This is a genomic window from Fibrella arboris, assembly GCF_041321095.1.
Classification (GTDB): Bacteria; Bacteroidota; Bacteroidia; order Cytophagales; family Spirosomataceae; genus Fibrella; species Fibrella arboris.
This window is the reverse complement of sequence record NZ_JBGGWE010000008.1, coordinates 246,708-272,806: the sequence shown is the minus strand read 5'-3', so window position 1 is coordinate 272,806 and position 26,099 is coordinate 246,708. Positions and strand designations below refer to the sequence as shown.

The window sequence follows — 26,099 nt, the reverse complement described above, 5'->3', positions numbered from 1 at the left end:
ACTGGATTAGCACGGGTAGCCCAGCCTGTTGCCAGCTGGTCAACCCGCCGTTGAGAGGTGAACACAAAAGACCAACGCGTCGACAGCAACGATCTCATGCCGCTACAGGTTTACTCACCGCTATCCCACGCTCAATAGACTCCTGTACCTATGCTGCCTGGCGCGCAGGCAGACGCGTAGAGGAACCTGATCGGGAACAGACGGGGAATGAACGCTATACTTTATCGGGGAGTTATCGGGTTGCGGAACGGGCAGCGCTTAAACAATTTCGTACTGAATATAGTCATTCCTGCAACGTCAGACTAACTTTCTCCAGCCACCATGCCCACTTCTGAACCAACGGTCACGCTCAACGCCGCCCACCACCGATTTGAACTTATGACCGATGGCAAGCTATCGCTCCTTGCGTTCATTCAACCAGACGAACACACGCTTGCGCTGACCCATACGGAAGTGCACCCCGACCTGGAAGGGAAAGGCATTGGCTCCAGGCTCGTCAATCAGACCTTGGCGTATGTGGAGGCTCATCACCAAAAGATAGTGCCACTCTGTCCCTTCGTGGCGACCTATATCAAGCGTCATCCTGAGTGGCAACGTCTTGTATCGACCGAGTATTCCGAAGCCGATTTTTAGGGGAGTACTGGGGTTGCTTGCGCTAAGTCCTTAATCACTTAACTACGCTGATCAGGGCGCGTTCGAGCCGGTCGATAGCGAGGTTGGTGCTCCATTTTTCAGTTACCCAGGTACGTCCCTGTGCTGACAATCGCTGGTGTAGTGCCGGGTCGCTCATCAGGCGATGTACGGCGTTGGCCAGCTGAGCCGGGTCACGCGGCGCGAGCAGTCCGTTTTTTTCATCGACAACCGTTTCCCGGATGCCGCCTTCTGCCACAGCTACGGCTGGCAGGCCACAGGCGTTGGCCTCCAGCGGAGCCAATCCGAATGGCTCCAGTTCAGACGTATAAAGCAGGCAGGTGGCCGTGTTCAGCAGTTCGATCAGCTCAGCCTGAGGCACCCGCTCACGGGGCTGAAAATCAACGCCCAGTTCTACCGCCAGCTGGCGCAAAGCGGCTACATAATCGTGGTTGCCCATGTTTCCGACCCAAATCAATGGCGGCCGCTGATCGGCTGGCAGCTGCGCCAGCGCACGAATAGCGGTATCGGGCCGTTTGTGCGGGAAGAAAGCGCCCAGCCCCATTACGAAGGGCTTTCTGGGTACGTTCAGATAAGGAAACAGCTCCGAATCGATACCCAGGTAGCAAACTTCGCCTCCACGACCATACGCTTTCACCACACTCTCATTGCTGAAATAGGAGTTGAGCAACACCGTATCGAACGTATGGTAGTTGGCAATTTCCTCGCGGACACGTACCCGCGCCTGTCGCTGCTCAAAGATATCGGCCCAGAATGCCTGCCGGTAGGCTGCCTCACGCCAGCGGCCCGCGGCAGCTGGCAGGGCGGCCCAGCGTTGCGTCGGGAAGGCTTCAAACAGGGATCGGTTGGGCTCACCGAGATACAGTACTTTGGGAAGGTCGACAAACCGCCCAATGTAGGGCATCATGAAGTGCTGGCATGAATTGGCAAAGAGAACGTCGTGCCCGCCAGCCCGAATCTGCTCGCCCGACTGTCGGCAGGCGTCCAGCATCCACTCAACCTGGGTATCGGGGAGCAACGCCAGCGAACGTACCTGATCACGGTATTTATGCCGGATACGGATGGTCATGTTCAGCGGCACGATCCTGGGTTCACCCGCGTACTGATTCACATCCAGGTACGTACTGTCGGCCATCGAGGTGGTATACACAGTGATCTGGTGCCCGCGCTGAGCAAGACCTTTTATATGTTGGTGCAGGGCGCGGCTGGCTCCGCCGCTGGGAAGGTTGTGCCAAACGGCAATATTCATGCGGTACAGGTATCAGAAAGAGAGTGCAAAGAAACAGTCTTTCTGCCGGATCATCAGTACGTCGGTCAGAATGGCTGCCTATCTTCGTTCCGAATATAACCGCTCACCCAGTCACTGGTCATGCCTCTGGTCACTTCTCCGCCAGCCACCCAACTGCGGCTTCATGGCCTCGATCATCTACGCGCATTGGCGATCACGCTCGTCTTTTTCTTTCATTATCAGTTGGGCTACTTTGGCCATCCTGACTGGGTCTCTACCTATGCAACATTCGGCTGGACGGGCGTTGATCTGTTTTTTGTGCTGAGTGGCTTTCTTGTTTCGTCGCATCTGTTTGAGCAGGTCAGCAAACAAAAGACCATACAGTGGTCAGCCTACGCGGGCAAACGTTTTTTCAGAATTATGCCCGCCTATCTGCTCGTGGTAGTGGTCTATTTCACCTGCCCGTTTTTTCGCGAAAAAGAAGGGCTACCACCCCTATGGACGTTTTTAACGTTTACCCAGAACACTGGTCTGAATGTGCGCGACGCAGGTACGTTCTCCCATGCGTGGTCGCTCTGTGTGGAAGTCCATTTTTATCTGGCCTTGCCCCTCTTTGTCAGCCTGGTTGTCCGTAACCGACGAGTCAGCCTGTTGTTCGGGTTGCTCGGCCTACTGGTTGTGGGAGGCTTTTTGTTGCGCAGCCAGAACTGGAATCGGTTTTACCTGCCCGCTATCGGTAGCCGGGACGAATATGTGAATTGGTATCAGTATGTGTATTATCCCACCTATAACCGGCTGGATGGCTTGCTGGTCGGCGTCGCCATAGCGGGGGTAGCCAGCTTTCTACCGTCGGTTTGGAACCGGTTGGCCGCCCACGGCAACTGGTTTCTCGGGCTTGGTCTATCGCTTTTAACCGGCGCCTACTTTTTATGTGAGAATGAGCAGTCGTACGCTGCGTCTGTGGCGGGCTTCCCACTGGTAGCCCTGGGCTATGGCCTGCTGGTGACTGCGGCCGTGCTGCCGTCGGGGGTTCTGTCTCGTTCGACCTCCCGATTTACGGCTTTCATGGCGCGAATTTCGTATGCGCTCTACCTTAGCCACAAGGGCGTCATTCACGTAACGCAGACCCTACTCAGCCAGTTTTCCATCGATACATCCAATTCCATCACCCTGCTCATCTCTATTGGCAGTTGCACGCTGATAGCCACCTTGATCTATTATGTAGTGGAACTGCCCGTGTTGGCCTGGTATCGGGCCACTAATCGCTAACACAGCCGACAAGAGACTAGAGGCCCGTTGGGACTTTTCACGTTTGCCGGCTGCGTTCGCCAAACGAAACTCAGGACAACACTTCTTTTTTCCCGATGCCTTCTGCGTTACCCGTCAGTACCTTTTTAGCCTGGTCAACTACATTATCGACGGTGAAACCGAAATAGGCCAGCACTTCCTCGCCCGGACCAGACAGCCCGTAGCGATTCATGCTGATCGTCGTGCCTTCATCCGTAACGTATTTATGCCAGCCAAGGGGTGAGCCAGCTTCAACGGCCAGCCGCTTTTTGAGCGACGGTGGCAACACCTCATGCTGGTAGGCCTGTTCCTGTTTTTCGAACAACTCCCAGGAGGGCATACTCACCACGCGGGCCGGAATACCCTGTTTTTTAAGTTCCTCCTGCGCTTTCAACACCAGTGATACCTCAGAGCCTGTACCAATCAGAATTAGCTGCGGGCTCTCGTAGGCTTCGCTCAGTATGTATGCTCCTTTTTCGAGGCCTCTCGCCGGGCTATATTTTTCCTGGTCGAGAATAGGTAGCTCCTGCCGGCATAAGATGAGCAATACGGGTGTTTTGGGCGTTACCATGGCGATACGCCATGCAGCTACGGTTTCGTTGGCATCGGCCGGGCGAAGCACGATGATGTTGGGAATGGCCCGCAGAGAGATCAGCTGCTCAACCGGCTGGTGCGTCGGCCCGTCGCCACCCAGACTGATGCTGTCGTGCGTAAACACAAACGTAACCCGCGATTCGGCCAGGGCCGTCAGCCGGATGGCGCCACGCATATAGTCGGAGAAGTTCAGGAACGTACCCCCATAAGGGTGAATGCCGCCGTGCTGGGCCATACCGTTCAGGGCAGCTCCCATAGCATGCTCCCGAACACCAAACCAGACGTTCGACTGGTCGTAATGCCCCGGCTGGAAGCTCACATCGGCCGTTTTGGGCATCTCGTTCGACGACGCCAGATCGGCCGAGCCGCCAAAGAGATACGGCACCGTTTTCTTGAGCGCATCAATCACCTTGCCCGACGCCTGCCGCGTAGCCATATCTTTATCGGTCGACTTGAAAGTGGGCATGTCAGCATCCCAACCAGTGGGCAGTTTTCCGGCGAATGACTGATCGAACTGAGTAGCCTCGGCCGGAAACTGCTGTCTGTAGGCGGCAAATTGGCGATCCCAGTCAGCCTGCAAATCAGCCCCGCGCTGCCCAGGCTCACGCAGGTACGTCCCCACCTCATCGGGAACAACAAACGATTGATCGGGATCGAAGCCGAAAAACTCTTTCGTTTTCCGAAGATTGTCTTCACCCAAAGCGCTGCCGTGCACCTTGCTGGTGCCTGCCTGCGGGCTACCATAGCCAATCTGGGTACGTATGGCGATAATAGATGGCCGTTCAGTTTCGTCCTTTGCCGCCTGAATAGCCGTTTCTATGGCGGCCAGGTCGTTGCCATCAGCTACCTGCTGGGTGTGCCAGCCGTAAGCGTCGAACCGTTTCATCCGGTCTTCGGTAAAGGCCAGGTTTGTTGGCCCATCGAGAGAGATCAGGTTATCGTCGTAGAGATAGATCAGTTTACCCAGTTTAAGGTGCCCGGCCAGCGAGGCCGCTTCCGAGGCAATCCCTTCCATCAGATCGCCATCGCTAACCAGCACATAGGTATGATGATCGACTACGGTATGTCCTTCCCGGTTGTAGGTAGCGGCCAGAAACGCCTCGGCCATAGCCATGCCTACACCATTGGCAGCCCCCTGCCCGAGTGGACCAGTCGTTACTTCAACGCCCGGCGTCAGGTTCGATTCGGGGTGTCCGGGGGTTTTAGAATGGATTTGCCGGAGATGCTTCAGGTCGTCGAGCGACAGGTCGTAGCCGTACAGGTGCAACAGGCTGTAGAGCAGGGCAGAGCCATGACCGGCCGATAGCACGAAGCGGTCCCGGTTGGGCCAGTGTGGGTCTTTCGGATTGAAGCGCAGGAAACGTGACCACAGCACATAAGCCATTGGGGCTGCCCCCAGTGGCAGGCCGGGGTGGCCATTGGTTGCTTTCTGTACAGCATCAACAGCCAGTAGGCGGATGGTATTGACGCTGAGTTCATCGAGTGAATTTGTTTGGCTTGGCATACGGAGTATTCGTGAGGTTGATTGGCTGCGACTGCCTCTCGGCTCAGTTGCCAACAGGCTGTTCATCGAATAACCCTCTTCGCGGGAAATTGCTGAGAAAAGTTAGCCAAAGCCAGAAAGTTGAAGAACGCGTATGCCTGCCGTGCATCGCAACGAAGGCTTGCTAAGGTTCATCTGTCTTGTTGGCTGGGTACGTCGGGCAGGCCGCTGAGACCGCTTGGACCTATTCTGCACACCGGCCGTTTAGCTGTCTGTTTCAGCCTAATACGCCCTCCTAACCCCCAGTTGACCGCCGTGCGGGAGCCAGCTCAATAATCACCAGTGAGGCCGGCGTTTTGCCCCGGCCTCATGGAATCAATAACTATCAAAATCGCTAACAAGCGAAATGAATTTTTAAGCCTTTACCACTTTCACCGGCACCGTTTGCTTCCCATTTTCGGCTATTGTGGTCAAGTTGCCACGTACCTGGATTGAGATTGGCCGGTCGGAGAAATTCGCCACCGTCACACCCTGCTGGGTCGTTGTGACTTCCAGCAACGTACCCCGAAAGCGGATCTTGAAGGCAAACGACGTCCACCCATCGGGGCAATACGGGGCTAATTGCAGCTGATCGTTTTCAACGCGCATCCCCCCGAATCCTTTCACCACCGCCAGCCACGTACCGGCCATACTCGTGATGTGGCAACCGTCTTCGGTGTCGTTGTTATAGTCGTCGAGGTCGAGGCGGGCCGTGCGTAGATACATCTCGTAGGCTTTTTCGTTCATGCCCAGCTTCGACGCCTGGATGCTATGAACGCAGGGTGACAGCGACGATTCATGCACCGTCATTGGCTCGTAAAAATCAAAGTTGCGCTTCAGCGTGTCGGTATCGAACTCATCTTCAAAGAAGTAAAGTCCCTGCAACACATCGGCCTGCTTGATGAAACAGGACCGGAGAATCCGATCCCACGACCAGTGTTGGTTCAGTGGCCGCTGCCCTTTGGGAATGTCAGACACCGGCATGATCTCCTTATCCAGGAAATCACTCTGTTGAAGGAACACCTGCCGCGTTTCGTCGAACGGGTAGTGCATGTTGTCGACGATGTGTTTGGCTTTGGCAATCTCTTTTTCTTCGCGGAAATGAATCCGGTCGGCCAGTTCGGTATACGCTTCGGGGTGCAGGCGTTTCACCGTATCCACAGCCTGCATGGTATACCGGAGCGTCCAGGCGGCGATGTAGTTGGTATACCAGTTGTTGTTTACGTTGTTTTCGTATTCGTTTGGCCCCGTTACGCCCAGCATCACATACTGCTGTTTTGCCTCCGACCAGTTTACGCGCTGGCTCCAGAACCGGCTAATCGCGATCAGCACTTCCAGGCCATATTCTGACAGGTACGTTTCGTCGCCGGTGTAGCGCACGTAATCGTAGATCGCGTAGGCAATCGCTCCGTTCCGATGGATTTCTTCAAAGGTAATTTCCCACTCGTTGTGGCACTCCTCACCGTTCATGGTCACCATTGGGTACAAGGCAGCCCCGGCCCGAAAGCCCAGCTTCTGTGCATTTTCAATGGCTTTATCGAGTTGTTTGTACCGGTATATCAACAGGTTACGCGCCACTTTCTGATCGGCCGTCGAGAGGTAGAAGGGCAGGCAATACGCTTCGGTATCCCAGTAGGTTGACCCGCCGTATTTTTCGCCGGTAAATCCTTTTGGCCCGATGTTCAACCGCTCGTCTTCACCGGTATAGGTCTGGTTCAGCTGGAAGATATTGAACCGAATGCCCTGCTGCGCCGCTATATCGCCGTCGATGGTAATGTCATTCATTTTCCACTTATCGGCCCAGGCCTGCTGCTGTTCAAACAACATCTTATCGAAGCCTTTGCGCGTTATCCGCTGCATATACTGATGGGCCTCTTTCAGCAATTCATCCGGGTCGTAGTTCAGCGACGAGAGGTTCACGGCATATTTGTAAATCACCGTTTCCTGCCCCTGCCGGCAGTCGAGTGAGATACGGTTGGCCACATACTTCTCGTACTTGATCGGTTGCGACTGGTAATCCAGCTTGGCCCCGTTCTGCTCAATCTCTACGCACATCCCGCTAGCCACGTGGAAGCCGGTTTTACGGGTACGTAGCTCGATATAGGCTTCCCCGTAGGCCGTTTCTTTCCGCACCTCGTCCCAGAACGTCTCATCGTAGTTGGCGTCCTTGTTGCGAATAGCGCCGTCGATATAGGGGGTAATCGTGATTTTAGCGTCGAAATTCAGCGGGGTGATGCTGTACCGAATAGCACCGGCTGCATCATCAACAATCGAGCAGAAACGCTTTGCATTGACTTTCAGCTCTTTGCCGCTCTTCAAACGGGCAGTAAACTGCCGTTCCAGGTAGCCTTCCTGCATGTTAAGTACCCGCCGGAAATCACGCACCTCGCAGGTATTAAGATCGAGCGATTCATACTCAATATCAATATCGATACCGATCCAGTTAGCCGCGTTGAGCACTTTAGCGAAGTAGTCGGGGTAGCCATTTTTCCACCAGCCAACACGGGTTTTATCGGGGTAGTACACGCCCGCCACATAATTGCCGGGCAGCGTTTTACCCGTAAATTTCTCTTCAAAGTTGCCCCGTCCGCCCAGCCGGCCGTTTCCCAGTGACATCAGACTTTCGGTAACTTCATTAAACTGGGGGTGAAAGCTATCTTCAACCACACACCAGGGATCATTGGTCAGGTACTGTTTCATAATAGGTCTTCTTCAAAATTTGACGTGTCTGGTTGCGACCGGTCGCAACCAGACACGTTTAATAGCCTAACCCACGTGTCCGTTCAACAGCAGCGAGTAATTCGGTGACGGTAATATGGTCAAGCGAAGGCACCACCAGGTCAGCTTCCGTCAACACATCGGGAGAACCGATTCCGAGCGCAAACATAGTACCCCGTTTGGCAGCTTCAATGCCCGCAACGGCATCTTCAAACACGACGCATTCGGCGGGTGTAACCCCCAGTTCTGCTGCCCCTTTCAGGAACACTTCCGGGTCGGGCTTACTGTGCGTGATCTTTGAGCCGTCGATGATGGCATCGAAGACCTGCGATAGCCCCACGCGTTCCAGAATGAGCGGCGCATTTTTAGAGACTGACCCTAGCGCAATTTTGATCGGGTGGCCCTGTTCGCCAGCCTGTTTTATCTGCGCCAGAAACGCGTTTACCCCCGGCAGAATATCGGCGGGAGTCATTTCATTGACCAGATCGAGGTACCACTGATTCTTCTGGGCGGCCAGCTCCAGCTTTCGTTCGTCGGTCAGCACTACGTTACCCAGCGCCAGAATCCGATCCAGCGAATCCATCCGGCTCACGCCCTTCAGCGTTTCGTTGAATGCATGGGTGAAATCAAATCCCAGCGAATTGGCCATACGGCGCCAGGCCTGGTAGTGAAACACCGCGGTATCTACCAGCACGCCATCGAGGTCAAATAAGAAGGCTTTTATCATAAAAAGAAGTTTACCGTTTTCTGTTTACCGTCCTCTGTTTCGCTGTTAAACAAACGATTTTCTAAAAAGCAGGGCAACAGAAAACGGCAAGCAGCAAACGGTAAACAGATTTAATAGCCACTCGCTTTCAGGGCGGTGAACAGTTTTTTAATGGTTTCGAGGCCGGTAGAGCCATTTTGAGCAAAATAATAGAACACTTCCACATCACCCCGGTGCATGGCCACATTCATGTCGCCCGATTGAGATTTGTGTTCGGCTTTTACCCAATCGGCCACAATTTGGTAGCTGTGCTTACCCCCTTCGCCGAATGTATGCGACACATCGACTTCGTAGACCGGCGCATTGGGAAGCACCTTTGTTTCGGGATAGCCAGGCAACTCGGAGAACGAAAAAGTGGTGGTTCGGCTGGTCGTTCGGCCACCAAGCACAATCGGTTTTTTACCCGCCAGGCGGGCCACCGCTTTCAAGGTCAGGATGGTAGCGGCCTTATGATGCGCGTGTTGCTCGACCGATGGCACCAGGCAGATGACCAGATCATACCGCCCTTTGTTCAGCACTTCGTCGAGTTGCCGGTCAACGAGTTCGATGTTCCAGCGACGCCCGCCCAGATAGGGCGACGGATCGGTGGAATAGTGATCGTCGACCTGATCGAAGAAGTAAAAATTGGTGATGCCCATCACTTCACCCGCCTTCATCAGTTCTTTCTTCCGAATCGCCGGTAACACCCGTCTGCCAACGGCTGAATCGAGCAGGTTCAGACCGTAATATTTCGAGGCAACCAGACCATTGTAGCCCCCCGACGCATCAGTGACCAACGCCAGATCAGCGCTGCCACCCAGTTCCCGAACGAGTTTGAAGACTGTGACGGGAAACATGGTCTCATCGTCGGGATGAGCGGTAACAATCAGTGTTTTATGCGATTGCCCCAGGCTGGCGAGCGGGGTAATCAGCCAGACAAACAGGCAGATGACGTGACTTGAACGCATTGGATAAAGCTCAATTAGCGTCCAAAGGTACGGCAGATTCGGTCTCACCGGGTCTGGGCCGGTGAGACCGACATAATTACCGGGTACGTTGCAACTCCAGCACCAAGGCTGTTTTGGCCGGTAGCTGCACCGTTTTCAGGTCGGTCACCACGTCGCCCGTCAACACGTTTTTCGCGCTAACGTACCCAGCCGTCCGCTCGCTGAACCGAGCCATATCGAGCGCCACCGGTTTGTCTGTCTGGTTGGTGGCCACCATCACGGTGGCGGTATCGGTGTAGCGGAAATACACATAGGTGCCGTTCTGAGGCAGGTACTGCATCAGCTTCCCCCCCAGCAGGGCGGGCGACATTTTACGGTAACTGGCCAGTGTTTTCACAAAGTCGAAGGCCTCATTTTCGGCTTTATTTCGCCCGGCCGCGGTGAATTTATTGTCCTTATCTCCCTCGAAACCGCCGGGAAAATCGCGGCGTACTTCAGCATCCGATGGATTTTTAAAGTTCTTCATCAGAATTTCGGTGCCGTAGTAAATCTGCGGAATCCCACGGGTAGTGAGCAGCCAGGTCAACCCGATCTTGTACCGGTTAATGTCCTCACCCACCACAGACAGGAAGCGGTCGGTATCGTGATTATCCAGGAACGTCACCAACTTCATTGGGTTTTCGTAAACGGCATCCTGAGCCAGCACCTGCTGCACCCGATTGGCGCCGCTATCCCAGCCCTCACCTTCATTCAGGGCGGCGTTCATGGCCGAATACAACACGAAGTCAAGCCCGCCGGTCTGGTTCGACTTGAACGGGAAATTGATCTTATTCCGGGTGTAGTATGCCTGATCGACGGTGTTGTTCACCCACGATTCGCCAAAGGTGTACATATTGGGGTACTCGGCCTGCAAAGCAGCGTTGCAACGGTTCATGAACGCCTGATCATTATACATGTACGTATCGATCCGCCAGGCGTCAACGGCAAATTCTTCCGTATTCCAGATCGCGTTCTGAATCAGGTAGTTCGCCACATACGGATTGCTCTGATTCAGGTCGGGCAGGAAGGGCACAAACCAGCCATCGAGGGTCACTTTCCGGTCAATGGCCGACGAATGCGGGTCGGTGATGGGCTGGTATTTATAGGACGTGTTGGTATAGGTCGGCCACTGGTGCAGCCAGTTTTTCATGGGCATATCTCTCAAAAACCAGTGATTGATGCCTACGTGGTTATAGACCGCATCCTGCACCAGTCGCATGCCCTGCGCATGCACTTTTTTCGATAACGCTTTATAGGCGTCATTGCCGCCCAGTCGCTTATCAACGGCATAATGATCGGTGAACCCGTAGCCGTGATAGGCGGAACGCATTGCCCCGCCTTCGTTGGTCTGTGGCTGGTTATTCTCCAGAACAGGCGTCATCCAGAGCGCGGTTACGCCCAGCTCTTTCAGGTAATCGAGGTGATTGCCAACCCCTTGCAAGTCGCCGCCATGCCGAAGAAACGGGCTGTTCCGATCAGCCTCTTTATCAGCCATATCGTCGAACTTGTCGTTGGCAGGATCAGCCCCGCTGAATCGGTCGGGCATCAGCAGATAAATAAAATCGGCCGAGGTGAGCCCCTGTCCTTTCGGTTGTGTGTCGCGGGCTTTCAGCTGGTAGGCCCTGCTGATGGTCTGGTTCCCCCGCTTACCCACCAACTGCAACGTACCTGCTTTGGTAGTGGGCGCGATAGTCAGGTCCAGGAAAGCGAAGTTTTTGTTTTCTACCGTCGAGGTTCTGACCAGTTTCACCCCTGGATAATTGATGGAATAGGTCAATGAACCAGCATCAGGCCCATAAACGAGTAACTGGAGAGTGGGATTTTTCATGCCTACCCACCAGTTCGTTGGGTCGACACGCTGAATCTGCGGTGACTGTGCAACGACAACCTGCCAACAGAATAGGACTATGAGAAGGAAAAATGGCTTTTTCATGGCCAAAATTAATCAGTTTTCCGTCTGCTGTTTACTGTTTCTGCTACTACCCCACTGGAGGTGCTACGGGGCGGCGCCACAAGAACGACAAACAGCAGACGGAAACTTACTTTAGGCCACGCCCACGTATACCCAGCCGTTTTCGACCCTAACCGGGTAGGTGCTGATCTGGTAGGCATCGTCGGTCAGGCAGGCCCCCGTTTCGAGCGAAAACGTTTTTTTGTGGAATGGACAGGCTACTTTCGGTTCATCCTGTACCGAGCCGATCATGCCCCGCGACAGGGCCATCTGTTGCCGGTGTGGACATTCATTGTCGGTTGCATACCAGGTTCCCCGCCGGGCAAAGTTGAATAGCGCAATCTGACGCTCATTGACCAATACGCAGCCGCCGCCGTCGGCAGGAATATCATCGATGGAACAAGCCCTGTGCCAGGTGATTGATGTTTCTGTTGTTGTCATGGTTGTATCATTTTACAGTGTCAGGTGTCAAGTTTCAGGGGTCAAGTGGCGTTGCTAGATTACCAGAAGCTTGATAGGTAACGCCACTTGACACCTGAAACTTGACACCTGACACTCTCTTTCATATCCAGTTTTTTGCTTGAATCTGGTCGCGCATGGGTTCGAACAGGACCGACGGGTCTTTTGCGTCAGGTACGTTCACGAAGTGGGCAAATCGTTTGCGGAGTTCAGGCTTCTCCACTACTTCTTTCCATTCGCAGGCGTAAGCGTCGACCAGCGCCTGCATCTCGGCTTCCAGCTCTGCCGCAATGCCCAGCACATCATCGACGACAACGGCTTTCAGGTACGTTATACCACCCTCCATTTTATTGAGCCAGGTAGCCGTGCGGGTCAGCGGATCGGCCGTGCGGATGTAAAACATCAGGAACCGGTCGATCAGGCGCAGGCAGGTTTCCTTGTCCACATCCGTTGCCAGAAGTTGCGCATGTTGCGGTTTGGCGCCGCCATTCCCGCATACGTAGAGATTCCAGCCCTTGTCGGTAGCGATGATACCAAAGTCTTTACTTTGCGCTTCGGCGCATTCCCGAATACAGCCCGACACCCCCGATTTGAGCTTGTGCGGAGCGCGAAGTCCTTTGTAGCGTTCTTCCACCTCGATAGCGAACGAGACCGAGTCCTGTACCCCAAAGCGGCACCAGGTAGAGCCGACACAGCTTTTCACCGTTCGCAGGGCTTTGCCGTAGGCATGTCCACTCTCGAAGCCGGCGGCAATCAGTTCTTGCCAGATAGCCGGCAAATCACCGACGTGCGCGCCAAACATATCGATCCGCTGGCCGCCGGTAATCTTGGTATACAGGCCATATTTTTGGGCTACCTGCCCAATCACGATCAGCTTCTGCGGGGTTATCTCGCCCCCGGCAATGCGCGGCACCACCGAGTAGGTACCGCCTTTCTGAATATTTGCCAGAAACCGGTCGTTGGAATCCTGCGCCGGGGCGAGGTCTTTTTCAAGAATGTTTTCATTCCACAAGCTGGCCAGCATGCTGGCCACCGCTGGTTTGCAGACCTCGCAGCCATCGCCTTTACCAAACTGATCGAGTACCGCTCCGTAGGTACGTAGCCCGTTCATTTTGATCAGGTCGAGCATTTCCTGACGGGCATAATCGAAATGTTCGCAGAGCACGTTGCGCACATACTGCCCTTGTTGCTTCAAGACGCCCTGAAGCAGGTCTTTGACCAGGGGCGTGCAGCCGCCACAACCCGTACAGGCTTTGGTAGACTTTTTTAATGCATCGACAGTTGACTGACCATTGTCGATGATCTCCTGGCAAATGGCGGCTTTTGTAACCGCCTCACACGAACAGATCAGCGCATCGTCGGGCAGGCTCATCACCCCGGCGCCTTCGGCTTCGGCCCCGCCCCTGCTTCCCAGAATCAGATCTTCGGGGTCGGGGGGCAGCACCGATTTGTTCTTACAGATCTGAAGCAGCATATTATACTCCGAAGCGTCTCCAACCAGGATCCCACCGAGCAACTCGCGGCCATCTTCTGATAGATTGATGCGCTTGTAAACGCCCTTTGCCCGGTTCTCGTACTGAATCGTTTGAGCCGGCGCCTCGGCAAATGCGTCGCCGAAACTGGCCACGTCGACCCCGATCAGTTTCAGCTTTGTCGACATATCGTAGGGACTGAACAACCGGGACGTACCCAGCAGCTGGTCGACTACCACCGCCGCCATTTCGTAGGCGGGCGCCACCAGTCCATAAATCATCGAATGAACCAACGCGCACTCGCCGATGGCGAAAATGGCTGGATCAGCTGTTTGCAGGTATTCGTTGACCACAATGCCACCGCGAGGGTGCGTTTCCAGCCCCGTCACTTTTGCCAGTTCATCACGGGGACGGATTCCCGCAGAAACAATCAACATCTCTACTTCCAGGCGCGACCCATCGGCAAAGAGCATTCCGTCAATGGCTTCGTTGCCGGTGATTTCCTGTGTGCTTTTGCTGAGATGGATCTTCAGCCCCAGTTCTTCCAGTTGCTGCTGCAACACCGACGAGCCTGCGGCATCGATCTGGCGGGGCATCAGGCGCGGGGCAAACTCCACCACGTGTGCTTCTTCCGGCCCCAGGTCCAGCAGCGCCTTCGCGGCTTCCAGTCCTAATAAGCCGCCACCCAGCACAGCTCCTTTCCGCACCTTACGGGCATACGCCCGAATCATGTCCAGGTCTTCGAGTGTGCGGTAAACGAACACACCATCTTTCTCCAAACCGGGCACAGGCGGCACAAAGGCGCCTGAACCTGTGGCAAAGACCAGATAATCATACGGAACCACCAGGCCCCGGTGTGAGCGAACCTGTTTTTGTTCCCGATCAATGTCGACAACCGGATCCGATAGATGCAGCTGAATCTGGTTGTCGAGATACCAGTCTACAGGCGCCAGCATCAGGTCATCGGCCGATTTACCCGCGAAGTATCCACTCAGGTGGACACGGTCGTAGGCAGCGCGGGGTTCTTCCCCGAAAACAGTGATCGAAAAGGCTTCTATTCCCGGCCGTTTAGCCACCAGCTTCTCACAAAACTTGTAGCCCGCCATCCCATTGCCAATAACAACGATACGGACCGATGCACCTTTCTCCATAGTAAGTAGCTTTTACTCAGTTATAACTACAACATTTAATAATTGACTAATTCCAAGATTACTAAGTAGTTTACCTGGTAATCGACGGTTCAAATTTAAACCTAAAAATTACATAAACACCAACTTTCATTTGGTATTTGGCCTTTTTTAATACTCATATTTCTAATTGTTGCTTGTTTTTCAGAATATAGCCTCTACTTTTGAAGCAGAAAATCAGTAAAGTATAAATACTCATAAATAGTATTTTACCACGTTACATATGGTAAGTATCGGTATTCATAGTCGTGCGCATCTCACGCTGGTTGGCGCTGGCCCCGGAGACATTGACCTGATCACGCTGAAAGGTCTGGGCGCCATTCAGCAGGCCGACGTCATTCTGTATGACGATCTGGTTACTGTTGAGTTGCTCAAGCACGCCTTACCCGGTACCCTTTGTCAGGCTGTTGGCAAACGGGCCGGGCAGCCTTCCTGGGCTCAGGAAAAAATCAATCAGCTTTGCGTGGCTATGGCCCATCAGTATGGGCACGTGGTCAGGCTGAAAGGGGGTGATCCTTTCGTTTTCGGGCGCGGCTACGAAGAGATTGCCTATGCGCGGCAACATAACTTGCCTACCTCGGTAGTACCGGGCATTTCGAGTTGCATTGCTGTCCCTGCCCTCCAGGGCATACCCGTTACCAGTCGGGGCGTCAGCCAGAGTTTCTGGGTGATCACCGGCACCACCCGGCATCAGCAACTGGCCGACGACCTTCGGCTGGCCGCTCAGTCGAACGCGACGGTTGTCCTGCTGATGGGCCTAAACAAACTCGACGAGATCTGTGCGCTCTACGACAGTTTTGGCCGGGGGAATCTGCCCATGGCCGTTATCCAGAACGGTAGCCGTCCTACCGAACGCTGCCTGGTTGGCCAGGTCTGGGAAATGCCAGGCCTTGTTGCCCAATATCAGCTTGGGGCTCCCGCCATCATCATCATTGGCGAGGTTGTTCGCCTGCACCCGACCTACATGATGGATTACGCCCGCGCGTTGTCGATGGCCGACCGCGTCTAGCCCCGCTCGAACTTACCTGCTGCCAATAAACATACACCCTGAAAATACGTACCAACGATGTCGAACAAACCGCTCAATACGCTGAACATTTTCTCGTTCAGTGGCGTGCAGATGCGCACTTTCCATATTACGTGGCTCACTTTTTTTGTTTGTTTTTTTGGCTGGTTCGGGCTGGCTCCGCTGATGCCCGCCATTCGCGCTGATCTTAACCTGACCAAGCCCCAGGTTGGGAATACAATCATTGCTGCGGTATCGGCCACTATTTTCGCCCGGCTGATCATTGGTAAACTGTGCGACACCTGGGGTCCCCGCAAAACCTATACGGCCCTGTTGGTGATTGGTTCACTACCTGTCATGCTGGTTGGTCTGGCCCACGACTACACCACTTTTCTGTTGTTCAGACTGGCAATTGGCATCATTGGTGCCTCGTTCGTGATTACCCAGTTTCACACGTCGATGATGTTTGCCCCCCATATTAAAGGTACGGCCAACGCTGTAGCGGGTGGCTGGGGAAACCTCGGCGGTGGCGTGACCCAACTGGTTATGCCCGTTATCATGATGACCATTGTGGGTTTTGGGTACGTTAAGAGCGATGCCTGGCGGCTGGCGATGATCGTTCCTGGTGCGCTCATGCTGGTGATGGCGTTTATTTACTACCGATACACACAGGACACCCCGGCTGGTAACTACGAGGACATCGAACGTACCCAGTCGAAGCAGCCGTCCGTAAGTATCTGGAAAGCCGCTGCCGACTATCGGGTATGGGCACTGGCACTGGCCTATGCTGCCTGCTTTGGCATGGAGATCACCTTCGACGGCGTGGCCTCCCTCTATTTCTTCGACACCTTCGGCCTGACTGAAACACAGGCAGGCTTCTGGGCCATGTTGTTCGGCGGCATGAACCTCTTCGCCCGGGCCGTAGGTGGCATCGTAGCCGACCGCGTCGGCAGCCGGTATGGTATGCGGGGAAAAGGTATTTTGCTGGCCACCATGCTCCTGCTGGAAGGCATTGGCATCCTGCTCTTCGCACAATCGGGGAATCTGGCCCTTGCTATCGGGTCAATGCTGGCCTTTGCCATGTTCCTGAAAATGGCCAATGGGACCACCTTCGCCATCACGCCATTTGTGAATCCAAAGGCCGTCGGGGCCATTTCGGGCATTGTCGGCGCGGGAGGTAACCTCGGGGGTATGCTCATGGGCTTCCTGTTCAAATCACAGTCGATCACCTACGCCCAGGCATTTGTTTATATCGGCTGTGGCGTGGCCGCCATCGGTACGTTGCTTTTTCTGGTCAATTTTAGCAGATCAACCGTCGCCGAAACAGTCGAAACCGAACTTCAGCCAGTCTGAACCAGTCTGTTTCTTTTCGTCGTCTGTCGCGCAGCCAGAAGCAACCTTACGACGCAAGCAGAGCAATAGTAGCCAAAAGGCGGAGGCCAAAAGACCTAAAAGAGATGACACACAAAACCACCTGTTGTTACTGCGGTGTCGGCTGCGGTGTGGCCGTAACGAAAGAACCTACCGGTCAGTTGACGGTGGCCGGCGACAAGGAGCACCCCAGCAACCGGGGATTGCTTTGTTCAAAGGGGCTGAATCTCCACTACACGGTGATGGACCAGTCTGACCGGTTGCTTTACCCACAGATGCGGTTAAACCGGTCGATGCCACTACAGCGGGTCAGCTGGGAGGTAGCCCTGGAACGAACAGCCGCCGTTTTCAAGACCATCATCCAGAAATATGGCCCCGATGCAGTCGGGTTTTATGTATCGGGGCAATGCCTCACCGAAGAGTATTATCTGGTCAATAAACTGATCAAAGGCTTTATCGGGTCCAACAACATCGATACCAACTCGCGGCTATGTATGTCGTCGGCAGTGATGGGCTACAAGCTCTCGCTGGGCGAAGATTCGGTGCCGGTTTGTTACGATGACATCGAGGAAGCCGACGTTTTTCTGGTGCAGGGCGCCAACCCAGCCTGGTGCCATCCCATCATCTGGCGACGGATCGAAGCCCGAAAAGCCGCGTATCCGGCTACCCGGCTCATCTGTGTGGACCCCCGGCGGACCGATACGGCGCGGGCCAGCGATTTACACCTGCCAATCCGCCCCGGCACCGACATTGTGTTGAACTACGCTCTGGCGCGTTTACTGATCGAAGCCGACCAGGTCGATTATTCGTTCATTGCCAATCATACCGACGGGTTTGCCCAGTTTCGTGAGCAGGCCATGCAGCGTACAGTCGGGGAAGCCGCTGCCCTTTGCGACGTACCTGAGGCGGCTATTCGCCTGGCTGCCGAGTGGATTGGTCAATCGAACGGGTTCCTTTCGCTCTGGACCATGGGGCTGAATCAATCGGTCGTGGGGGTGAATAAAAACCTGTCGTTGATTAACCTGCATCTCATCACCGGTCGGATTGGTACGCCCGGCAACGGCCCCTTCTCGCTGACAGGCCAGCCAAACGCGATGGGCGGTCGGGAAGTAGGCGGCCTGGCCAATGCGCTGCCCGGCCACCGCGATGTGACCAACGCCTCGCACCGCGCAGCAGTCGAAGCCTTTTGGCAAGGGCCGGTACCGATTGCCGACAAACCCGGCCTCACCGCCACCGAACTGTTCGATGCGCTGGCCGACGACCGGCTAAAAGCAATCTGGATCATCAATACCAACCCGATGGTGAGCCTGCCCGATGTCAATCAGGTCGAAAGGGCGCTGAAACAGGGGCGTTTTGTGGTGGTACAGGACATATCCAGCCGGGCCGATACCGTGGCCTATGCCGATGTTGTGCTTCCAGCGGCTGGATGGCTGGAAAAGGAAGGCACGATGACCAATGCCGAGCGCCGGATCACCCACCTCCCCAAACTCCTTCAAGCCCCCGGCGAAGCCCTGCCCGATGCTGAGATTATCTGGCGATTTGCCGATAAGATGGGCTTTGGCAACGCCTTCTCGTACGGGTCGGTCGCCGACGTGTATCAGGAGTACGCACAACTCACGGCCGGTACCAACATCGATGTGACGGGCGTGAACTACGACTTGTTGAAAGCCCGCCGTAGCGTTCAGTGGCCTTTTTCCGCGAATCAACACCGGGAGTCTGGCAATGGATTGTCCGTGGTAAGCGGGCAGCCAACAACGGGCGAAGTGGGCACCAAGCGCCTCTTCCAGGATCACCGCTTCCATACACCGAACGGGCGGGCGCAGATTCATACGGTACCTGACGAGAACAACTCGGAGCCTACCAGCCCTGATTTCCCGTTGGTCCTCACCACTGGCCGGATTCGCGATCAATGGCACACGATGACGAAAACGGGTCGGGTAGCCCGCCTGAACCAGCACAGCCCGCAGCCTTTTCTCCAGCTTCACCCCGCCGATGCGGCGGATAGAGGCATCAGTGACGGGCAACTGGTTAGCATCAACAACCGGCGCGGCAACGTTCGCGTGAAAGTCCAGCTTACCGACGATGTACGACCGGGGCTGTGTTTCCTGCCGATGCACTGGGGACGGCTCGCAGCCATGCAGCTGACCGATGCCGACAATGCCGTTGGCCGGGCCAACAACCTGACGCATAAGTTGATAGACCCCCGTTCAAAAGAGCCGGATTTCAAATTTTCGGCGGTCGAAGTGTCTCCTTATGTCAAGCCGGCTGAGACGATCATCCTCATCGGGGCCGGGGCGGCGGGGCTTGGCTTCATCAATGCCTACCGAAGCCTCAATCAGACCGATAGCATTCATGTTTTCTCGAAAGAGATCCATCCGTTCTACAACCGGGTGCTCCTTCCCGATTACATCAGTGGCGCTCAACCCTGGGAACAGCTGATTCGCTTACGGGCCGACGAGTTCGCCGCCGCTGGCATTCACGTTCATGCGGGCGTAGGCATTGTTCGCATTGACCGGGAACGGAAAATCATCGTCGACGAGTGTGGCCACGAACATGCCTATGACAAGCTCTTCCTGGGTATGGGTAGCCGCGCTTTCATGCCCAAGGGCGTTCCCCGCCTCCCTGGTATCGTAAACCTCCGCTCCCGGGCGGATGCCGATTCGCTGCTTCCCCGCCTGCACGGCGCCAACTCACATGTGGTCATCGTAGGCGGTGGCCTGCTTGGCCTTGAACTCGCCGCCTCGCTTCGGCAGATCGACGTGCGGGTGTCGGTTATTCAGCGAATTGGCCGGTTCATGGAACGGCAGCTCGACCCGCTGGCCAGCGAACTGCTGTATCAGGACCTGCTCGACCGGGGTATCGACATCTATTTTAATGAAGAGGTCCAGACATTCGAGGGTCACGAGCAGGTCACGGGCGTTCGCCTGAAATCGGGTCAGCTACTGCCCTGCGAAGCCGTTGTGATGGCGATTGGCACCGTTCCGAACACCGAACTGGCGCAGCAGGCCAGCCTTACCTGCAACCGGGGCGTGGTGGTTAATGATTACATGCAAACGAATGACCCAGCCATTTTTGCGGCGGGCGAACTGGCCCAGTGGCGCGGACAGATGTGGGGCATTACGGCCGCCGCCGAACAGCAGGCCGCCGTTGCCGCCCGCTTCATTGCCGGCGACAGGCTTCAACCGTATGCCGGGAGTCTGGCCGTCAGTATTCTAAAGATGGAAGGCCTGCACCTGGTCAGTATGGGGCTTTCCGACGTACCCAGCCAGGATGGTTCCTACGAGGAAATCGTCTTTATGGATAAGGCCAAACGGTACTACAAAAAGTGCATCGTTTATCAGGACAAGCTGGTTGGCGCAACACTTGTTGGCGACAAAAACGAGTTCCGTGAGTTCCGCGACCTCATCGACGGCGGACTGGAGCTATCGCAGAAACGGCTCGAACTGCTCCGGGCCAGCAAGCCTGCCGACCCGGTGATGGGCAAGCTGGTTTGTTCCTGCCACACCGTTGGCAGTGGCAATCTGGAGCGGGCCATCCAGGCCGGATGCACTGACTTTCAGAAGCTTTGCCAGCAAACGGGGGCTGGAACCGGCTGCGGCTCCTGCCGCCCCGAAATACGAAGCATCCTGTCGAACCTTCTGGAAGCCGTGCCAGCCTGACCGTAAACTCAACTAGTTATGCGCGACTATTACACCGTTAAGATCAACCTGCCCGCTGGCATTGCGTCACCAGCGGCCCTACAGGTCATTCTGAAAATAGCCTACGAAGCCAGGGTACGTCGGGTGCGGTTTGGTGCCCGTCAGCAACTACTGATAACCGTGCATTACGAAGAAATGCGGTCGTTTGAGAAGGCACTTCGTCAGCAGCAGATCACCTTTGAAACCAACACCGACGAGTTTCCGAATATCATCAGTTCCTATTGCGGTGAAGAAGTATTCCGCACGGGCTCGTGGTTGCGCGAGGGTGAATACCATACCCTGCTCGATCAGTTCGATTACCAGCCCCGTCTGAAAATCAACCTGTCAGATTCAGACCAGAGTTTCACGCCCTTTTTCACCGGTAATCTTAATTTTATTGCCTCGCCCGACCCCCATTTCTGGTACTTGTATGTCCGGCCCAGGCAGTCAAACACCGTCTTTCAATGGCGGGATCTGATCTATACCAATGATGTTGGGCGATTGGCAAAACTTGTTGAAGAGGCCTTACTGGCGGGTGACCTCCACACCGCCGATGCCCTCTACGACGAAGTAAACCGCAAAGCTTCGTTCATTACCCAGCCCGCTACTCAACAGGTACAGTTACCCGAATTTTCGCTACCTTATTACGAAGGGTTCAACCGCTACGGGCAACGTACCTGGCTTGGCCTGTACCGGCAGGACGAACAGTTCTCCGTCGATTTTCTGCTCGATCTCTGTGCGCTCTGCCTGCGGACCCGCGTAGGGGAACTGTGCATCACCCCCTGGAAGTCATTGATCATCAAGAATATTTCAGAAGAAGACCGACGGGCCTGGTCCATGATGCTGGGTAAGCACAACATCAACGTGCGCCACGCTGCCAACGAATTAGCCTGGCAAACAGAAGACCATTCCGACGAAGGCACCGCCATCAAACAACAGATTGTGCGCTACTTCGAGCGGTACGATACCCGCACCTTCGGCCTCTGCTTCGGCGTTCAGACACGGCCCAAATCGGAAGTTTTCGGTTCCATCCTGATTCGTCGGCGTGCGCTGCTGCGAATAGGTGCCCTGCCCCTGCTGAGTGTTTACGACCTGTATTTCACCGAACAATTCAATCCGAACAGCCGAACCTATTTCCTGTTCGAGAAGGGTCTGCTGCGGTCTAGCCTGCCGGTTCAGGTACACCGGTTATGCAGGCAGTTCAGCACGCAACGCCTCAAAATTCAGTACGAACAGATGCCCGCCGATCCAGACGAGGCGCCTGCTCCGGTATTGCCCGTTGCTCCCACTGTGTTCCAATGTCCGCATTGTTTTACCGCCTATGACCCGCAATTTGGCGATTCGAGAAATGACGTCGCCCCAGGAACACCCTTTGCCGACGTACCGGAGACGTACCTGTGCCCTACCTGCGACGCTCCCAAACAGGAATGGGTGAGCATACAGGCCGTGGCGGTAGCATAAACGTCTACCGCACACAATTTACATCACGACGGTACTTTCGTTCTTTGGCTGACGAGAGGGGCTTCGTCAATCGTATCATCCCCGTCAGGTAGGCATCTTTACCAACAGAAAAGCCCCGCTGGTCGCCAGGATCGTGTAGCGGCAACCCCAGTTCGGCCCGCCGGTCAGACAGGATAATCGCTTCGCTTCCGCGCAAAGAAGAGGCGTATGGATACACCGTACTGACATCGTCCAGGTAGTCGCTGCTGGGTAACGTATAATTTATCTCTAATGAGACAAGTAACTGGCTGGGTAACCGAACGGATACCCCCGTGCCCATGGTAGCCAGTACGGCCAGTCGGCTGTAGTGTTCGCCTTCGGTCGTCAACGGAGCCAATTGTATCCATCGTTTCTGGTAACGGGCTTGCGGCGACAGGTACGTAAATCCCACACCAGCAACCAGATAGGGATTAATCAGCGGGCGACTCGCCGCAGGGCGCAAATCGAATTGCAGTTGGCCCATCAATTCGGGATTTATGCTGCGAAACGACAGGTTGCTGGCCGATTGGGGCGTTCGCATCTGCGACCCTCTCAGCTCAACTATCCTGAAGATGCCCCGGGCAAGCAGCTGATCAGCCAGTCGATACACCAGTCCGGCCTCTACGGTTACGCCAATTTCTTCCCGCCGAAAAGCCTTGCGCCCATTTAGATCGCCCAAATAATTGACGCCTCCCAAGCCGATGGTTACCCCCAACTGCCCCTGTTCGTCGGGTCGGAAAAACGGCGTGGCCTGCTGGGCATACGTCAGGCTACTCAGACAGAGCAGGGATAGGCAAAAAAGAAGGGTCTCGTTGAGTGGAATACGCATAGGCGACTGTCTGAACGCAACGTTCTGCCACCCGTTCAACCCCTACACCCATGTATTTATTGCCTAGAATTTAGAATATGGTCTATATAGTTAATAGTCTCATGTACTACACTGCCGGTTGCTTATTGACTGGATGGATCCTTCACAAAAAATGATGAAAATGTTTGGACAGCGGGAACACTTTATTCCATTTACATGTATATACATTAAATACACCTACAAACATAACAGCTATCATGGAAGCACAAACCACAACCGCTACGACCTGGGTAATCGACCCATTGCATTCAGAAGTACAATTCAAAGTGAAACACCTGATGGTATCAACCGTTACTGGTTCCTTTGGCCAGTTCGACGGTCAGCTCGACATGGCTGGTGAAGATTTTGAAAACGCGGCGATTTCATTCGCCGCCGATATCGACAGCATCAATACTGGTAATGAGCAACGCGACGGCCACTTGAAATCAGGCGAGTTTTTCGATGCGGAGCAGTTTCCTCAACTGACCTTCAAATCGACAGGCATGACTAAAACCGGTGATGACACCTACAGTCTGACCGGCGACCTGACCTTGCACGGTGTGACGAAACCCGTGACGTTGAAAGCAGAATATGGTGGCCAGATGCAGGATTTCTACGGGCAGACAAAAGCAGGCTTTGAGGTTACCGGCACGATCAAACGCAAAGAATTTGGCCTGACCTGGGATGGCGTGACCGAAGCCGGTGGCGTAGTCGTGAGCGACGACGTTCGGTTGGTCATGAACATTCAGGTGACCAAGCAGGCATAAGCAGAAAAACCGGAAACGTCAACTGGCTTCGCTGTCACTGATTGAGCCAGTGACAGCAAAGCCAGTTGACGTTTCTATGCGGCTAGTCCACTTCGGCGGAGCATGGCCTGGGGGGATGGTTCACGCCCCCTGAATTTTTTATACAACTCCATTGGCTTTTCGCTGCCTCCTTTTTCCAGTACATTCTCCCGGAATTTCTGCGCCACCTCACTGGCCTCCAGTCCACCATTCTCCTGGAAATACTCGAAGGCATCCGCATCCAGCACTTCGCTCCATTTGTAGCTGTAATAGCCTGCCGAGTAGCCCCCCGCGAAGATGTGAGAAAACGAGGTACTAAACGCAGTGCCCTGCACACGCGGAAACAGATTTACCAGTGAATCGGCGTGGCTCTCAATATCGGTCACTGATTCGCCAGTTGGCTGTCGGTCATGGTAATACATATCAGTCAGGCCGAAACGGAGCTGGCGAAGTGTGGCAATACCCGCCATGAAATTCTGGCTGGCCCGGATTTTTTCCACCAACACCTGCGGAAGTACGTCACCGGTCTGGTACTGTTTAGCAAACAGGTTCAACGCTTCGGGCGCGTAGCACCAGTTTTCCATCATCTGCGACGGCAGTTCCACAAAATCGCGGGGAACACTGGTACCGCTCAGGCTTTCGTACTGACTGTTGGCCAGCATACCATGCAGTGCATGACCAAACTCATGGAAGAGCGTGGTCACCTCATAAAAGGTCAGCAACGACGGACGGGTATCTGTGGGCCGGGTGAAGTTGCAGACATTCACAATATGCGGCCGCAGGTTTACACCATCAACGATTTTCTGGCCCTGCACATCGCTCATCCAGGCACCGCTGCGTTTGCCTGCCCGCGGGAAATAATCGCCGTAGAACACGGCCAGGTAGGCGCCGTTCTGATCAAATACTTCGTAGGCTTTTACTTCCGGGTTATAGACCGGAATGGCGTCGTTTTCTTTGAAGGTGATGCCATACAGCCTGTTGGCCACGGTGAAAACGCCTTCCAGCACATTTTCCAGCTTAAAGTATGGCCGCAGTACCTCATCGTCGAGGTCGAGCTGCTCTTTTTTCAGCTTCTCGGCATAGTAACTGAAATCCCACTGCTCAATCTGGTCGCCCTCGAATCCGATGGCTTTGGCAAACGCCGTCAGCTCGGCCAGCTGGCGTTCGGCTGAAGGGCGGGCGTGCTGCACCAGGTCATCCAGAAATGCATTCACTTTCTGGCTCGAGCCAGCCATGCTCTCTTCCAGCACGAAATCAGCGTGGGTACTGTAGCCCAGCAGGTTAGCCCGGTCATACCGGAGCTGTACCATCCGTTTGATGTTTGCCTGATTGTCGTTTTTGTTACCCTGATAGCCCCGGCCATTGTAGGCACGGTACAGTTTTTCGCGCAGGGCCCGGTTGTCGGCGTATTGCATGAACGGACCATAGCTGGGCGCCTGCAGTGTGAACGCCCAGCCTGACAGCCCTTTTTCGGAGGCCACTTTTTTAGCCATTTCCTTCACAAAATCGGGCAAGCCACCGAGTGCCTGCTCGTCGGTCACTTCCAGGACGTACTCGTTGGTTTCGTTCAGCACGTTCTCACCAAACTGAATGGATACCTGCGCCAGTTCTTTGTCTATGGCCCGCAGTTGGGTTTTATCCGTTGCGCTGAGGTTGGCCCCGTTGCGCGCAAAACGCTTGTACATTTTCTCCAGTAGCATGTGGCTCTCTACGTCGAGCGCCAGGCTGTCGCGTTGATCATATACCTGCTTGATCCGGGCAAATAGCCGCTCATTCAGCGTAATATCATTGCCGTATTCCGTCAGTAGAGGCGACACCTCTTTCACGATCTGCTGGATTTCGGGGCTTGTCTCGGCCGCATTCAGGTTAAACAGCACCGACGTTGCCCGGCTAAGCTGATCGCCGCTTCGTTCGAGAGCAACGATGGTGTTTTCGAAGGTCGGCGCGGCTTCATGATTGGCGATAGCCTCCACTTCGTTTCGGCCGGCGGCAATGCCATCGGTGATGGCCGGCAGGTAATGCTCATTTTTTATGAGCGGAAAGGGAGCCGTTGCGTGTACAGTTTGAAACGGCTTTAACAGCGGGTTTTCAGTAGTCATAGTTCTTGTTGGCGACTGGCAAAGGCCGTGTCGGC

At 54.8% G+C, this 26,099-nt stretch carries 17 protein-coding genes; 7 read left to right on the top strand and 10 right to left on the bottom strand.

What is annotated here, in order from left to right:
* The first annotated feature begins 321 nt into the window (after positions 1–321).
* Entirely contained in the window at positions 322–633 is a 312-nt protein-coding gene (locus ACAW75_RS16180) for a GNAT family N-acetyltransferase (protein ID WP_370729774.1), read from the top strand.
* A gap of 34 nt (positions 634–667) precedes the next feature.
* Here the strand turns inward: ACAW75_RS16180 and ACAW75_RS16175 are convergent, their stop codons facing one another.
* The gene (locus ACAW75_RS16175) at positions 668–1,900 is read right to left on the bottom strand and encodes a glycosyltransferase family 4 protein (RefSeq protein WP_370729773.1); all 1,233 of its coding nucleotides are present in this window, start codon (positions 1,898–1,900) and stop codon (positions 668–670) included.
* A 120-nt stretch (positions 1,901–2,020) separates the two neighbouring features.
* Here ACAW75_RS16175 and ACAW75_RS16170 point away from each other — a divergent pair, with 120 nt between their 5' ends.
* Positions 2,021–3,148, top strand: coding sequence for an acyltransferase family protein (locus ACAW75_RS16170; RefSeq protein WP_370729772.1), 1,128 nt, complete (start codon positions 2,021–2,023; stop codon positions 3,146–3,148).
* A 70-nt stretch (positions 3,149–3,218) separates the two neighbouring features.
* On the opposite strand, the gene tkt is transcribed toward ACAW75_RS16170, so the two are convergent.
* The 7 genes from tkt to nirB all read right to left on the bottom strand — a co-directional run bounded on the left by tkt (position 3,219) and on the right by nirB (position 14,764).
* Positions 3,219–5,264 carry a transketolase gene (gene tkt, locus ACAW75_RS16165; protein WP_370729771.1) on the bottom strand — a complete coding sequence of 682 codons (2,046 nt, stop codon included), beginning with the start codon at positions 5,262–5,264 and terminating at the stop codon, positions 3,219–3,221.
* Positions 5,265–5,657: 393 nt separating this feature from the next.
* Positions 5,658–7,982: a glycoside hydrolase family 65 protein gene (locus tag ACAW75_RS16160; protein ID WP_370729770.1), complete on the bottom strand. Its 2,325-nt coding sequence runs from the start codon at positions 7,980–7,982 to the stop codon at positions 5,658–5,660.
* A gap of 58 nt (positions 7,983–8,040) precedes the next feature.
* Positions 8,041–8,727 carry a beta-phosphoglucomutase gene (gene pgmB, locus ACAW75_RS16155; protein WP_370729769.1) on the bottom strand — a complete coding sequence of 229 codons (687 nt, stop codon included), beginning with the start codon at positions 8,725–8,727 and terminating at the stop codon, positions 8,041–8,043.
* A 110-nt stretch (positions 8,728–8,837) separates the two neighbouring features.
* Positions 8,838–9,713, bottom strand: coding sequence for a PIG-L family deacetylase (locus ACAW75_RS16150; RefSeq protein WP_370729768.1), 876 nt, complete (start codon positions 9,711–9,713; stop codon positions 8,838–8,840).
* 76 nt (positions 9,714–9,789) lie between these two features.
* Entirely contained in the window at positions 9,790–11,664 is a 1,875-nt protein-coding gene (locus ACAW75_RS16145; RefSeq protein ID WP_370729767.1) for a glycoside hydrolase family 13 protein, read from the bottom strand.
* 111 nt (positions 11,665–11,775) lie between these two features.
* Complete coding sequence (gene nirD, locus ACAW75_RS16140; RefSeq protein WP_370729766.1) at positions 11,776–12,123, bottom strand: nitrite reductase small subunit NirD; 348 nt, start codon at positions 12,121–12,123, stop codon at positions 11,776–11,778.
* 121 nt (positions 12,124–12,244) lie between these two features.
* Positions 12,245–14,764, bottom strand: a complete 2,520-nt coding sequence (gene nirB, locus ACAW75_RS16135; RefSeq protein ID WP_370729765.1) for a nitrite reductase large subunit NirB — start codon at positions 14,762–14,764, stop codon at positions 12,245–12,247.
* 259 nt (positions 14,765–15,023) lie between these two features.
* Here nirB and cobA point away from each other — a divergent pair, with 259 nt between their 5' ends.
* The 4 genes from cobA to ACAW75_RS16115 all read left to right on the top strand — a co-directional run bounded on the left by cobA (position 15,024) and on the right by ACAW75_RS16115 (position 22,315).
* Entirely contained in the window at positions 15,024–15,809 is a 786-nt protein-coding gene (cobA, locus tag ACAW75_RS16130) for a uroporphyrinogen-III C-methyltransferase (RefSeq protein WP_370729764.1), read from the top strand.
* A 57-nt stretch (positions 15,810–15,866) separates the two neighbouring features.
* Positions 15,867–17,159 carry a NarK family nitrate/nitrite MFS transporter gene (locus ACAW75_RS16125; RefSeq protein ID WP_370729763.1) on the top strand — a complete coding sequence of 431 codons (1,293 nt, stop codon included), beginning with the start codon at positions 15,867–15,869 and terminating at the stop codon, positions 17,157–17,159.
* A 104-nt stretch (positions 17,160–17,263) separates the two neighbouring features.
* Positions 17,264–20,836, top strand: a complete 3,573-nt coding sequence (locus ACAW75_RS16120; RefSeq protein WP_370729762.1) for a molybdopterin-dependent oxidoreductase — start codon at positions 17,264–17,266, stop codon at positions 20,834–20,836.
* Positions 20,837–20,854: 18 nt separating this feature from the next.
* The gene (locus ACAW75_RS16115; protein ID WP_370729761.1) at positions 20,855–22,315 is read left to right on the top strand and encodes a rubredoxin; all 1,461 of its coding nucleotides are present in this window, start codon (positions 20,855–20,857) and stop codon (positions 22,313–22,315) included.
* Positions 22,316–22,319: 4 nt separating this feature from the next.
* Here ACAW75_RS16115 and ACAW75_RS16110 read toward each other — a convergent pair whose 3' ends face one another.
* The gene (locus ACAW75_RS16110; protein WP_370729760.1) at positions 22,320–23,162 is read right to left on the bottom strand and encodes a hypothetical protein; all 843 of its coding nucleotides are present in this window, start codon (positions 23,160–23,162) and stop codon (positions 22,320–22,322) included.
* Positions 23,163–23,398: 236 nt separating this feature from the next.
* Between ACAW75_RS16110 and ACAW75_RS16105 the strand changes: the two genes are divergently transcribed.
* Entirely contained in the window at positions 23,399–23,947 is a 549-nt protein-coding gene (locus tag ACAW75_RS16105) for a YceI family protein (RefSeq protein WP_370729759.1), read from the top strand.
* 74 nt (positions 23,948–24,021) lie between these two features.
* Here ACAW75_RS16105 and ACAW75_RS16100 read toward each other — a convergent pair whose 3' ends face one another.
* Positions 24,022–26,064: a M3 family metallopeptidase gene (locus ACAW75_RS16100; protein ID WP_370729758.1), complete on the bottom strand. Its 2,043-nt coding sequence runs from the start codon at positions 26,062–26,064 to the stop codon at positions 24,022–24,024.
* Positions 26,065–26,099 lie beyond the last annotated feature (35 nt).

Coding starts and splice junctions, on each gene's coding strand:
- ACAW75_RS16180 (WP_370729774.1), top strand. CDS start 322: ATGCCCACTTCTGAACCAACGGTCACGCTCAACGCCGCCCACCACCGA.
- ACAW75_RS16175 (WP_370729773.1), bottom strand. CDS start 1,900: ATGAATATTGCCGTTTGGCACAACCTTCCCAGCGGCGGAGCCAGCCGC.
- ACAW75_RS16170 (WP_370729772.1), top strand. CDS start 2,021: ATGCCTCTGGTCACTTCTCCGCCAGCCACCCAACTGCGGCTTCATGGC.
- tkt (WP_370729771.1), bottom strand. CDS start 5,264: ATGCCAAGCCAAACAAATTCACTCGATGAACTCAGCGTCAATACCATC.
- ACAW75_RS16160 (WP_370729770.1), bottom strand. CDS start 7,982: ATGAAACAGTACCTGACCAATGATCCCTGGTGTGTGGTTGAAGATAGC.
- pgmB (WP_370729769.1), bottom strand. CDS start 8,727: ATGATAAAAGCCTTCTTATTTGACCTCGATGGCGTGCTGGTAGATACC.
- ACAW75_RS16150 (WP_370729768.1), bottom strand. CDS start 9,713: ATGCGTTCAAGTCACGTCATCTGCCTGTTTGTCTGGCTGATTACCCCG.
- ACAW75_RS16145 (WP_370729767.1), bottom strand. CDS start 11,664: ATGAAAAAGCCATTTTTCCTTCTCATAGTCCTATTCTGTTGGCAGGTT.
- nirD (WP_370729766.1), bottom strand. CDS start 12,123: ATGACAACAACAGAAACATCAATCACCTGGCACAGGGCTTGTTCCATC.
- nirB (WP_370729765.1), bottom strand. CDS start 14,764: ATGGAGAAAGGTGCATCGGTCCGTATCGTTGTTATTGGCAATGGGATG.
- cobA (WP_370729764.1), top strand. CDS start 15,024: ATGGTAAGTATCGGTATTCATAGTCGTGCGCATCTCACGCTGGTTGGC.
- ACAW75_RS16125 (WP_370729763.1), top strand. CDS start 15,867: ATGTCGAACAAACCGCTCAATACGCTGAACATTTTCTCGTTCAGTGGC.
- ACAW75_RS16120 (WP_370729762.1), top strand. CDS start 17,264: ATGACACACAAAACCACCTGTTGTTACTGCGGTGTCGGCTGCGGTGTG.
- ACAW75_RS16115 (WP_370729761.1), top strand. CDS start 20,855: ATGCGCGACTATTACACCGTTAAGATCAACCTGCCCGCTGGCATTGCG.
- ACAW75_RS16110 (WP_370729760.1), bottom strand. CDS start 23,162: ATGCGTATTCCACTCAACGAGACCCTTCTTTTTTGCCTATCCCTGCTC.
- ACAW75_RS16105 (WP_370729759.1), top strand. CDS start 23,399: ATGGAAGCACAAACCACAACCGCTACGACCTGGGTAATCGACCCATTG.
- ACAW75_RS16100 (WP_370729758.1), bottom strand. CDS start 26,064: ATGACTACTGAAAACCCGCTGTTAAAGCCGTTTCAAACTGTACACGCA.